Consider the following 11,318-nt stretch of genomic DNA (forward strand, 5'->3'; position numbering starts at 1 on the left):
CCGCACCCCCTTCCCCGTCACGGGGGCGGCGTCTTCGCCCCGGAGCGGGGAAGGGGGTCGCGGAGGGTGCGGACGACCAGTTCGAGGAGGGCTCCGGTGTCGGCGGGCGCGCACGGGGAGGCCAGCCGCCCGGTGAGGGCGCGGTCGATGCCGAGGGTCTCCGCCCGGTCGTATCCGGCGTGCAGGAGGGCCGCCTCCAGCTCGGTGTCGTGGACGGTGGGGACCGCGGGGCGCCACGGGCGGGCGCGGTCCAGGGCGACGCAGTGGCGGTAAAGGAGCGTGAGGCGGGGAAGGCGGTACGCGCCGAGGCTGCGGGGTCGCTCGGTGAGCAGGAGGGCGCGCAGCGTCCACTGCTCGGTCTCGGCGGTGAGCCGGGCGATGTCGCGGTCGGGGTCGTACTCGCCGGCGCGGCGGTCGCGGCCGGGCCGGCGGCTCTGCCCGGGGACGGCCCGGGTGGCCTCGTCCCACAGCTCGGCGAAGCGGACGGACAGGTCCTCGTCGTAGGCGGCCCACTCCTCCGCCGGGCGGTCGCGCAGGCCGTCCAGGTGCATGGTGGAGGCGTCGCGCAGGTAGCTGAGGAGCCGCCCGTAGCGCTCGTGGAAGTCCGGTGAGCCGATCTTCTGGTCGGCCTTCATCCGCCGGTGCGAGCGCATCATCATGAAGAGCAGGAGCAGGAAGCCCGCGACGGTCCCGCCCCGGATCCCGTGGTTCACCCACGGCTCCAGCCAGGACGCCCAGGACGCCGGATCCATCTTGATCTCCAGCAGGAAGTCCAGCAGCGCCACGAACGAGAACAGCGCGCCGGCCAGCGCGATGGTCCCGCCCGCCTTCTGCAGGACGTCCGCCTCGCGGACGCGCCGCTCGTCGAAGGCGTGGCCGATGGAGCCGAGCAGGTCCTTGTACTGCACGTTCACCGAGGCGGCCACCTGCCGGACGTTCTCGGCGAGCCGCCGCAGGTGCCCCAGGTGGCTGCTGCGCAGGAACGCCTCCCGCAGGCTCCGCGCGCCGTGCAGCGGCCGCTCGGCCAGCCGCCGGTCCAGCAGGTCGCCGAGGTCCTCCTGGAGCTGGTCGACCTCGGCCGACAGCAGGTCGACCTGCCGGACGAGGTAGGCGATGTCCGCGACGCCCTGCAGCAGGGTCTGGTGCACCAGCTCGATCGCCCGGTGGGTGTCGGCCAGCCGCCGGTCGGCGCCGACCGGCATGTGCAGGGCGAGCGCGTCCCACAGCAGCGACGCCTGCTGCGCCGCGGCGTCGTAGACCTCCACGTGCGTCTTCCACACGTTGAGGGACCGGTCGAGGTCGTGCATCCCGGCCGCCACGCGCGCCTCGATCTCGGTGAGCAGCGCGGCGGTCTCCCGGACGGCGAGGTCGGACTCCAGCCGCACGCGCCGGTCGTCGGCGTCGGCGTCGGCGGGCGGCCGGGGCACCAGCAGGTAGACGGGGCGCAGCACGGACCCGTCGGCGGGCTCCGGCCCGAACCGGCGCAGCGCCAGCACCGAGCCGTCCACGACGCTCTGCGCCACTCCGCTGTCCCCGACGCCGCGGCGCAGCAGCGACCGGACGAGCTGGGCGGCGAGCGGGTCGCGTTCGAGGTGGCCCACCGGGTCCCGGGTCCCGTCGAGGGCCAGCACCCAGAACCGCGGAGCCGCGTAGTCGCGTTCGCCGACGCGGGTGACGACGGGGGCGAAGAACTCCGCCACCCGCCGTTCGGCCACCTCTTCGGCGAGCCGCTCGAAGTCCGCCGGCGCGGGCTCCTCGGCCGCCGCGTACCGTTCCGCCACGTCGGCGGGCACGAAGGGCGGCGGGGTCGCCCAGAAGCCGAAGGTGAAGTGCACCCGGCACTCCCCGGCGTACCAGAGGAACCGGACGTCCAGCTCGGTCCAGTGCGCCGCCGCGAAGGAGCCTTCGGGCAGCAGGTGCCGCGCCCGGACGGGGTCGCACAGGATGCGGAGCCTTCCGGCGGCCGGGGAGGCGTCCCCGTGCTCGCCGCGCTCCTCCAGCCCCCGGACGTACTCCTCCAGCACCTCCGCGGCGTCCTTCCCCCGCGCCCACCGCTCCCAGGCCACCTCGTCCCGGTCGGCCGCGGCGCACCAGGAATCCCCCTGTCCGAGGTCCTCGGGCCCCGCCACCGACCGGAGCAGCAGCCGCAGCGCGCGGCAGCAGTCGGAGTACCGCTCGTCGGCGTGCCAGACCCGCCAGGCCGTCGTCACCAGGACGAGCTGCCGCAGCCTTCCCTCCCCCCGGCGTCGCTGCAGATAAGCAGTCAGGCTCTGCCGAAGTTCAGGAAACGCCATCGCCCCTCCGTCCCGGGTCCCTCCACCGCCGACCGTCACCTCTCAGACGTGACGAACGCGACATCTGTTCCAGCAGAGCCTCCTGGAAGGGACGCGCCGTCACCGGCTGAGCACGGCAAATAGCCGTCAAACGTGCCACACATGTATATTTCTCAGCGGCCGATCCCCTGTCCATTTAGTTCACACCCGAATGACCGAAATGGGAGGTTTGCCGGGTGGGCCTGTCGCGAGTGGGATTTTTGTCATGCCATCAGTTGCGGCAAACGACATCTCCCCCACCAGGAAATAAGGCAAGCTGCCCTCTGTAGCCACCCACTTCCGTCTTCAGCCTGTTGATGAGGACCCGAGAGAGATGTCACACGCTTCCCAATCCGGGCGGGCCGAGCGCCCGCCGGTGGAGAAGGCCCTGATCGCCTGGCTGGTCTGCGTTCTCGGCGCCGGTGCGATCTGGTTGTGGGCGGTGACGTCCGTTCCCACCGACGCCAGGCAGGTGACGGGCTGGGCCGGCGGCGCCGCCGCGCTCGCCTTCTGCCTGGCCAGCGCGTTCGCGGTCTACTTCGCCGCCCACAAGAGCTGGGCCGAACGGCGGCTCGCCCGCACCGCGGGCGAGACGGCCGCCACCGAGCAGGAGCTCCACCGCATCTGCGAGGAGGTCCTGCCCGCCCTGGTCCGCCGGGCCCGGGAGGGCGCCCCCCTGGAGGCGCTGCTCGCCGAGACCCAGCCGCCCGCCCACCTCCAGCTGCAGCGCCTGCTGTACGTCACCGCCAGCGAACTGGCCGCCGCCGAGCAGCGGACCGCCGCCGCCCTGCGCGACGGCACCGCGGCGGGCCGGGAGGTCACCCGGCTCACCGACGAGGTCCTGCCCGATCTCGTCCGCCGCGTCCGCGAGGAGAACGCCTCCCTGGAGACCGCCGTCGCCGCGGTCTCCCGGCCCGAGGACCCCGCCCTCGCCCGGCTGCTGGAGTGCGTCGCCCAGGAGATCGTCGCCGGCGAGCGCCGAGGCACCGCCGCGATGGCCGCCTGCGCCAACGCCGCGGCCCGCGTCCAGGCGCAGACCACCAGCCTCCTGGCCGAGCTGCGCGAGCTGCAGCACCGGTACGGGGAGGACAAGGTGTTCGCCGACCTGCTCGACCTCGACCACCGGATCTCCCAGCTCGGCAGGCTCGCCGACAGCATCGCGCTGCTCAGCGGCGGCCGCTCCGGGCGCCGCTGGACCAGGCCCATCGGCATGGAGAGCATCCTGCGCGGCGCGATGGGCCGCATCAACGCCTACCGGCGCGTCCGCCTGCACGCCACCAGCGACTCGGCCATCGTCGGCTACGCGGCCGAGGGCGTCATGCACGCCCTCGCCGAGCTCATGGACAACGCCACCACGTTCTCCGCGCACGGCAGCGAGGTCCACGCCTACCTCGAAGAGGAGGACGCCGGCATCATCATCACCATCGAGGACAGCGGCCTCGGCATGCGCAAGCGCGAACGGCTGCGCGCCGAGACCCTGGTCTCCGAGCGGAGCGACCTGAAGACCCTGGCCGGCACCCGGCTGGGCCTGGCCGTGGTCGGCAGGCTCGCCGACAAGTACGGCCTGTCGGTGAGCTTCCGGCCGTCCTCCCGCGGTGGCACCGGTGTCGTCCTGATGATCCCCCGCCAGCTCGTCACCCAGCAGAAACCCGCGTCCCCGCCGCCCCGAGAGGCCACGGCACCACCGTCCGCGGCGCCCTCCGAACCGCCCTCCGGCGACTCCTTCGGGACCGGGGACTGGTCCGGGCTGCCCAAGCGCCCCCGGGGCGCGGCCCTCGCCGCCGCCGAGCAGAACGTCCTGCCCGACGCCGCGGCCGGGACCTCTCCGTCGCCCCGTGACACCGGAGCCAGATTCGCCGCCTTCCGCAAGGCGGCGAACCAGGACACCTCCACCGCCCAGGACGAGAGATAGGGATCGGCTTCCCGATGATGAGCACCACCGATGTTTCCGGCACGACCGACCAGACCCTGGAGTGGCTGCTGGAGAGCCTCCGGCAGCGCACCCCCGGCGTCCGCCACATCCTCGTGCTGTCCAAGGACGGCCTGAAGATGTGCTTCACCCCCGGGCTGAGCGTCGACAAGGCCGACCACCTCTCGGCCATCGCGGCCGGCATCCAGAGCCTGTCGCTCAGCGCCTCCGCGGAGTTCGGCGACCGGCTCGGGCCCGGACAGGCCATGGTCGAGTTCGCCGGCGGGCTGCTGCTGATCATCCGGGCGGGGGCCGGCGCCCACCTGGCGGTCGTGGCCGACGAGGACGCCGACGTCGGCGTCGTCGGGCACAACATGAACGAGCTGGTGGAGCAGATCGGCGGCTTCCTGACGGCCGCGCCGCGCGGCCCCGAACCGGTGTCATGAGCAGGCGCCGGCTCGACGACGAGAACCCCGACCGCCTGTACACCGTGACGGGCGGCCGGGGCGACGCCGGCGACACCGGGCTGGACCTGGTCAGCCTGGTCATCGCGGAGTTCGACCCCGCCCCCGGCATGCAGTCCGAGCACATGCGGATCCTGGACCTCAGCCGCGCCCCGATCGCGATCGTGGAGCTGTCCGCCGAACTCCGCCTGCCCGTGAGCGTCGTGAAGATCCTGGTCAGCGATCTGCTCGACACCGGACGGCTGTCCCTGCGACGGCCGTCGCCCCCCGCGGGGAAGGCGCAACTCCCCGACATGGAAACCCTGAAGCAGGTACTCATTGGACTCGAGAGCCTCTGACACGGCCGTGCGCGCACCGCTGCGCGGCACGGCCACCACCGGACTGAAGATCGTGATCGTGGGCGGCTTCGGGGTCGGCAAGACCTCCCTGGTCGGAGCGGTCAGCGAGATCAGCCCGCTGAGCACCGAGGAGATCATGACGCAGGCGGGGGTGGGCGTCGATGACATCGGCCAGGTGCGCGACAAGCGGTCCACCACCGTCGCCTTCGACTTCGGACGCATCACCCTCAACGCCGAGAACATCCTGTACCTCTTCGGCGCGCCCGGACAGGAGCGCTTCTGGTTCCTGTGGGACCAGCTCTTCGCGGGCAGCCTCGGCGCGGTCGTCCTGGTGGACACCCGCCGGGTGGCCGACTCCTGGTACGCCATCGACCGCCTGGAGCACCACGGGATGCCGTTCGTGGTGGCGGTCAACCGGTTCGAGGGCCGCGGGCCGAGCCTGGAGCAGGTGCGCGACGCGCTCTCCCTCGACCCGGAGGTACCCCTGCTCGACTGCGACGCCCGGTCTCGGGAGTCCTGCAAGCTCGTCCTGATCACGCTGGTCCGTCACCTGACCCGTCTCGCGGAGCGCACGCCATGACCACCGAAGATCCGGTCCGCCTCTACGGCACGCACATCGCCGCCGACCCCGCGGAGCTGTACGAGGAGATCCGCGCCCGCCACGGGCGGGTCGCGCCGATCCTGCTGGACGACGACATCCCCGCCTGGTTCGTGATCGGGTACCGGGAGGTCCACCACGTCACCGGCAACCCGCAGCTGTTCGCGCGGGACTCCCGGCGCTGGAACCAGTGGCCCCACATCCCCGAGACCTGGCCGCTGCTGCCCTACGTGGGCTGGACGCCCTCGATCATGTTCGCCGAGGGCGGCGAGCACCAGCGCAGGGCCGGGGCGATCGGCGACGCGCTGGACGTCATCGACCGCACCGAGCTGTCGTCCATCTGCGAGCGCGCCTCGGACCTGCTCATCGACACCTTCGCCGGGGACGGCGAGGCCGACCTGGTCGCCCAGTACGGCATGGTCATGCCGCTCTACGTGCTGGCGAAGATCTTCGGCCTGCCCGACGCGGACGTGCCGGTGCTGGTGCGCGACATCGCCGAGTCCCTGGACGTCGGGGAGGGCGCGGCCGACGCCTACGCCCGGGTGCAGGCGCGGATGCAGCGGCTGGTCAAGGACAAGCGCGACCACCCGGGCCCGGACGTGCCGTCGCGGCTGCTGGCCCACCCGACGGGCCTCACCGAGGAGGAGATCGTCATCGACCTGCTGGTGGTGCTGGCCGCCGCGCAGGCCCCGACGGGCAACTGGATCGGCAACGCGCTGCGCCTGATGCTCATCGACGACGACTTCTCGGTCAGCCTCCAGGGCGGGCGCAGCAGCGTCGCGCAGGCGCTGAACGAGGTGCTGTGGAAGGACACCCCGACCCAGAACTTCATCGGGCGCTGGGCGGTGCACGACTGCGAGCTGGGCGGGCGGCGCATCCGCCGGGGCGACCTGCTGGTGCTGGGGTTCGCCGCGGCCAACCGCGACCCGCAGGTGCGGCCGGACTTCCACGACACCGGGATCAACCGCGCCCACATGTCGTTCGGGCACGGCGAGCACGGCTGCACCTACCCCGGTCCCGAGATGGGCGAGATCATGGCCAAGACCGCGATCGAGGTGCTGCTGGACCGGCTGCCCGACGTCCGGCTCGCGGTGGACGCGAAGGACCTGAAGTGGCGTCCGTCCCTGTGGATGCGGGGACTGTTCGCCCTTCCCGTCTCCTTCACGCCCACCACGCGCGTCTCACGCGGTTAGGCGCGGCCTCACGCCGGGGTGAACCTCACCCGCAGCTCCGCGGGGCCGCGGGTGAACACGCCCTTCTCGCCGGGCGCGAAGCCCTCTTCGAGCTCCATGTGGGGCATCGCGTCGAGCAGCATGTTCGTGGCGACCTCGACCTCGGACTTCGCCAGCAGCGCGCCCACGCAGAAGTGCCGGCCCAGCGCGAACGCCAGGTGGTTGGCGGCCGCGGAGAAGGCGTTGTCGACGTTGAGGTCGTCCCGGAAGATGTCGAAGGAGTCCGGGTCCTTGTAGCGGCGCTCGTCGCGGTTGGCCGCGCCGATCAGCGCGGTGACCGTGCTGCCCGCGGGGATCACGCCGCCGGCGATCTCCACGTCCTCCGACGGCTCCCGCATGATCATGTGGACCGGCGGGTGGAAGCGCAGCGCCTCGGCGAAGGCGCGGCCGATGAGGCTCCGGTCCTCGCGCACCGCCTGGAGCTGGTCGGGGTGCTGCAGCAGCAGGGCGAACATGCTGGCCAGCGCCTTGTCGGTGGTCTCGCCGCCGGCGGCCAGCAGCAGGCTGCAGAACGACTTGACGTCCTCGTCGCTCATGGCCTCGCCGTCGATCTCGGCGGTGACCAGGGTGGACAGCAGGTCGTCGCCGAGGTTCGAGCGCCGGTCCCGGATGATCGGGAGCATGTACTCGGCGAACTCCTCCTTGGTGCGCAGGCCCGCCTCGGCCACGTCCGGGTCCTGGGAGAGGTTGCCCAGGAAGGCGATGATCGAGGTGTACCACTTCTGGAACCGGGCGTGGTCGGCCTTGTCGAGGCCGAGCATGTCGACGATGACGCCGATGGGGAAGCGGGTGGCGAACTGCCCGACGAGCTCGACGCTCCCGTCGGTGCGGAAGGCGTCGATGAGTTCCGCGGCGTTCTTCTCGATGACGGGGAGGAACTTCTCCTCCAGTTCGCTTCCGCGGAACGCCGGCGCCACCAGCGCCCGCCGCACGGAGTGCTCGCGGCCGCTCAACTGGAGAATGGTCTTGCCGTGCACCGGCTCCAGCTGCCAGTTGTAGTTGGCGGTGGTGAAGACCTGGTCCTTGAAGACCCGCTCGACGTCCTCGTAACGGGAGACGACGTAGGACTCCATCGCCTTGTGGTGCAGCAGCGGCGCCTCGTCACGCAGGATCTTGTAGGCCGGGTAGGGATCCGCGGCGAATTCGGCGGACAGAATATCGGGTATTTCCGATCCCATAATCAACCTCCCAGAGAGGGCATTTTGCCAATACCACCCTAAAGAGGTCAGGGTTCATGATCAAGATCTACCGGGAAATGTCCCGCCGTGTCGCACGACTCACCTTTGCCAAAAGTACATTCACGACACGACGGGACATATCAGCCGGTATTACTGCGCGCCGGTGACGGTCACCAGCGGGTCGGCGGCGTCGCCCGTCGACCACACGTAGCCGGCCGCGGCGGCGTCGCCCAGCGCCGCCTTGAGGAACCGCGCCGCCCAGCGCGCGGCGGTCTCGATGCTCTGGTCCTGGGTGATCGTCTGGGCCGCGGCGTCGGGGTCGGCGCCCGCCGGGTTCTGCGCGTCGGTGATGCCGTAGTGGTTGGCGCCGGCCAGCCGCACGATCTGCTTCGGGTTGTCCTTGATCTTGCCGTAGGTGGTCTCGGCGTCGGCCGGGAGCGCCACGCCGTCGGCGGTGCCCTGCACGAGCTGCACGGGCACGCGGTTGTCGACCTCGGGGAAGATTCCCAGACCCGGCAGCTTGTTGTTGGTGCCGAAGAACGAGCCCGCCTTGACCTCCGAGGGCATGGTGTAGGTCAGGCCCGTGCAGAAGGGCGTCACGCACGTGCTCTCGGCGATGGCCAGGCCGGTCGCCCCGCCGAAGGAGTGGCCGAGCAGCACCAGCGTGTCGGTGTCGATCCTGCCCTGCAGCGGGGATCCCGCCCTGGCGTTCTCGTCGTCCATCCAGTCCACCGTCTCGGCGGGCTGGCTCTGCGAGGCGTAGTAGTCGTTGTCGAAGAAGAGCAGCCGCTTGTGGTTGGGCACCACGACGACGAAGCCGTGCGAGGCGATCTCCCGGGCGTATCGCGCGTAGTGCATCCGGTGCACCTGAGCGCCCTGGAGCATCAGCGCGACCGGCAGCTCCCCGGTGGCGCCGGACGGGTAGTAGACGTCGGTTCCGTCGTTCTCGATCTGCGACGAGTAGTGGGCGACGCCGGTGTCCGCGGCCGCGGGGGCGGAGAGGCCCGCGGCGAGTCCGGTCAGGAGGGAGGTGAGGACGGTGGCCGTGGCCAGTCCGCGGAGACGCATGGAACCTCCATATATAAGGAAACGCTGTTCCGTTAAAGCAGACAGAGTTTCCTTCATGGATACGCGATCGTCAAGAGGCCGGCGGAACGCGCACCCGGCGGCCGGGCGCGGCCACAGTCCGCCACCCGGCCGCACCGGTCTTGACAGGTACGGAAGATCGATAAAGCCTCGGAACTGAGAATCTCAGGGAGGTTCCCGTGGACTTCGCCGACGACTCGACGACGTACGACCACGTCTTCCTCATCCGGGACGACGGCGGGTATCTCGTTCCCCGGACCGGTCCGGAGGCGCTCCCCGTCGCGCCGGCCCCACCGGGCGAGGCGCCGCTCTACCTGCAGACGACGCGGGCGTTCGGCAGGCTCAAGGCGCGGCACAAGGACATCTTCGACTTCCTCGTCCTGGTGACGGACGACCTCACGGGCGGCCACCGCCGGGGGACGCACAACCTGCACCGCGCCGTACGGGAGCCGGAGGCGTTCGGCACGAGGCGGCTGCGGGGCGTCACCACGCTCTCGGCGGGGTGCCTGCGGGAGCAGCCCGTTTACGGAAGCCGCGTCGTCCTGCACGAGTTCCGCGACCTGAAGCCCGCGCCCGGCCCGCCCGCCGCGGTGACGCTCTACCAGGCCGCCTTCGTCCTGCTCACCCGCGATCCGGAGCGAGCGGTGAAGGAGGGCACGGCGGACCTGGTGAACGAGTGCCGCAAGGCCTTCGAGGTCCTCATCTACGAGAGCACGCGCAAGCTCGTGCTGATGCGCACCAACCTCTGGTGAGGCGCTACTTCCTGGTCATCCGGTAGCGCAGGACCAGGAAGGGGATGCCGAACAGCGCGAAGGCGTGGTCCGCCTTCAGCTCGCCGTCGCGGACGTAGACGTCGAGCCGCTCGGAGAAGCCCTTCACCTCCAGCGTGGTGAGCTCGTCCTTCTCGGGGTCCACGTAGGTCAGGTAGTGGCCGGGGTGGGGCAGGTCGCTGGTGCTGGTCAGCGTGAGGCCGCCGTCCGTCCTGGCCAGCGGCGCCAGGGTGGCGGTGAAGCTGGAGTGCGGGGCGGGGAAGCCGACGCTGACGTAGCCGCGCCCCGCGTGCCGGTAGGTGGTGTAGATGCCGACGTAGATGGGCTCGTCGGTGTCGGAGTAGGCGCGGATCCAGCCGCGCAGCTGCCGGTCGGGGAGGTTGACGGTGTGGATGCGCCCCCGCACCCCGCGCTGCGCCTCCTTCTGGTTCATCGGGACGTTCGCCTGCCCGAGCGGCCGGGCGACGAACGAGCGGTAGAGCAGGTAGCCGGGCCGCACCCACGTCCGCCACTCGGGCACGATGTCCAGCGCGAAGCGGCTGGTGTGCTCGTAGAACTCCCGTACCAGCGGGTCCACCCGCTCCGGCGCGAAGCCCGGCCCCTCCAGGACGTCCAGGGTGGGCACGATGCCGACGTTGGGGGCGTCCTCGACGTACTCTCCCCCCAGATGGGAGGCGAGCTCCTTGACGTAACCGGTGCCCACGTAGGACGAGCGCGCCGCCATCGGCACCACGAACGGGAGCTCCTCGGCCGCCACCTGCTCGGCGAGCAGCTCGACCTGCGCGTCGCGGAACAGCGCGGCGGAGACCGCCCGGAACGCCACGACCGCCCCCGCGGCCGCCGCGGCCGGGGACAGATCGCGTCCGGCCCATCCCGCCGCCAGCCCGACCACCGGCCCGAGCAGCGCCTTCTGCGGCCGTACGCCCAGCACCCCCGCCGCGCTCCCCGCCAGGAACGCCGCGGTCCCCGTGGAGGCGCCCGCCCTCCCGGCCAGCCAGCCCAGCGGCGCGGCGAGCGCCCCGCTCATCGCGATCCGCTGCCACAGCGGCGGGATCTGCCCCGGCTTCATCCTCCGGCGCGCCACCGCCTCGCCCGCCCCGAGCCCGGCGGCGCCCGCCAGTGCCCCCGCCGCGGCCCGCCGCGCTCCGCCGCGTCCGCCCATCGCCGCCCCGGCCAGCCCGCCGGCCACCGCGGCGGTCACCACCGATTTCCAGAGATCTTCCGTCACGTCCCAGAACCTATCGTTTTCGATGCGGGATCGTGATCAACTTCCCGGGGCCGGCGCCGCCGTCCCGCCGGGGAGGGCCGCACCGCCCCGGCGAGGAGGGCGCCGCCCCGGCCCGCCGCCATTCGCAGCGGAATTCGGCACCGGGAATAAAAAGGTGTACAGACAGATCTCCTCTGTACAGCGAGAAAGAAAGCTTGCCCTCC

General features: G+C 71.6%; 10 protein-coding genes. 6 read left to right on the forward strand and 4 right to left on the reverse strand.

Annotated elements, in window-relative coordinates:
• Window positions 1-17 precede the first annotated feature (17 nt).
• On the reverse strand, window positions 18-2,294 hold the full coding sequence (locus tag ABD140_RS11260) for a hypothetical protein (RefSeq protein WP_344239648.1): 2,277 nt from the start codon (window positions 2,292-2,294) through the stop codon (window positions 18-20).
• Between the two features lie 352 nt (window positions 2,295-2,646).
• Between ABD140_RS11260 and ABD140_RS11265 the strand changes: the two genes are divergently transcribed.
• Genes ABD140_RS11265 through ABD140_RS11285 form a run of 5 tightly spaced genes read left to right on the forward strand, consistent with a single transcriptional unit; the run spans window position 2,647 to window position 6,814 of the window.
• Complete coding sequence (locus tag ABD140_RS11265; protein WP_344239650.1) at window positions 2,647-4,224, forward strand: sensor histidine kinase; 1,578 nt, start codon at window positions 2,647-2,649, stop codon at window positions 4,222-4,224.
• 17 nt (window positions 4,225-4,241) lie between these two features.
• On the forward strand, window positions 4,242-4,667 hold the full coding sequence (locus ABD140_RS11270) for a roadblock/LC7 domain-containing protein (RefSeq protein WP_344239652.1): 426 nt from the start codon (window positions 4,242-4,244) through the stop codon (window positions 4,665-4,667).
• Window positions 4,664-5,023 (forward strand): DUF742 domain-containing protein, encoded by a 360-nt coding sequence (locus ABD140_RS11275; RefSeq protein ID WP_344239654.1) that lies wholly within the window; start codon window positions 4,664-4,666, stop codon window positions 5,021-5,023. The genes ABD140_RS11270 and ABD140_RS11275 overlap by 4 nt, the downstream gene beginning before the upstream one ends.
• A complete protein-coding gene (locus ABD140_RS11280; RefSeq protein ID WP_425544105.1) occupies window positions 5,004-5,603 on the forward strand; it encodes a GTP-binding protein in 600 nt (199 codons plus the stop codon). The genes ABD140_RS11275 and ABD140_RS11280 overlap by 20 nt, the downstream gene beginning before the upstream one ends.
• A complete protein-coding gene (locus ABD140_RS11285) occupies window positions 5,600-6,814 on the forward strand; it encodes a cytochrome P450 (RefSeq protein ID WP_344239657.1) in 1,215 nt (404 codons plus the stop codon). Before ABD140_RS11280 ends, ABD140_RS11285 begins: the two co-directional genes overlap by 4 nt.
• Window positions 6,815-6,822: 8 nt before the next feature.
• Here the strand turns inward: ABD140_RS11285 and ABD140_RS11290 are convergent, their stop codons facing one another.
• Both ABD140_RS11290 and ABD140_RS11295 read right to left on the reverse strand, forming a co-directional pair.
• A complete protein-coding gene (locus ABD140_RS11290) occupies window positions 6,823-8,031 on the reverse strand; it encodes a cytochrome P450 (protein ID WP_344239659.1) in 1,209 nt (402 codons plus the stop codon).
• 150 nt (window positions 8,032-8,181) lie between these two features.
• Window positions 8,182-9,099 (reverse strand): alpha/beta hydrolase family protein, encoded by a 918-nt coding sequence (locus ABD140_RS11295; RefSeq protein WP_344239661.1) that lies wholly within the window; start codon window positions 9,097-9,099, stop codon window positions 8,182-8,184.
• A 197-nt stretch (window positions 9,100-9,296) separates the two neighbouring features.
• Here ABD140_RS11295 and ABD140_RS11300 point away from each other — a divergent pair, with 197 nt between their 5' ends.
• The gene (locus tag ABD140_RS11300; protein ID WP_344239663.1) at window positions 9,297-9,869 is read left to right on the forward strand and encodes a hypothetical protein; all 573 of its coding nucleotides are present in this window, start codon (window positions 9,297-9,299) and stop codon (window positions 9,867-9,869) included.
• Between the two features lie 4 nt (window positions 9,870-9,873).
• On the opposite strand, the gene ABD140_RS11305 is transcribed toward ABD140_RS11300, so the two are convergent.
• A complete protein-coding gene (locus tag ABD140_RS11305) occupies window positions 9,874-11,115 on the reverse strand; it encodes a hypothetical protein (protein ID WP_344239665.1) in 1,242 nt (413 codons plus the stop codon).
• Window positions 11,116-11,318: the final 203 nt, after the last annotated feature.

Source organism: Actinocorallia libanotica (assembly GCF_039525175.1).
GTDB classification, from domain to species: Bacteria; Actinomycetota; Actinomycetes; order Streptosporangiales; family Streptosporangiaceae; genus Actinocorallia; species Actinocorallia libanotica.